Source organism: Vallitalea sediminicola (assembly GCF_054408565.1).
In genome coordinates this window covers 1-257 of the sequence record NZ_BTPT01000230.1, presented here as the reverse complement: position 1 = coordinate 257, position 257 = coordinate 1, and the positions used below count along the sequence as shown (strand labels likewise).

Below are 257 nucleotides of genomic sequence, written 5' to 3'. Positions count from 1 at the left end.
AAATATTTCTGTTCCAAATGATTTATCGGTTGTAGGTTTTGATGGAATTGTTTCTTCATATTTTTATCCTAGGATAACAACAATTGAACAAAATATAAAAAAAATAGCAAAATCATTATTTAAAATCATAACTTCAAAACCATCTAATCCTATTCATGATATAATTGATGTTTCAATTGTTATCGGGGAATCTTGTAAAAAAATAGATTTAGAATAGAATATATAAAAAGGTGTTGTATCAATTATAGTACAACACC

At 24.1% G+C, this 257-nt stretch carries 1 protein-coding gene; it reads left to right on the top strand.

Going from position 1 to position 257, the window contains the following annotated elements:
• The coding region (locus ACX6CF_RS26530; protein ID WP_458788385.1) for a substrate-binding domain-containing protein at positions 1-217 on the top strand (217 nt) is incomplete at its 5' end.
• Between the last annotated feature and the right edge of the window lie 40 nt (positions 218-257).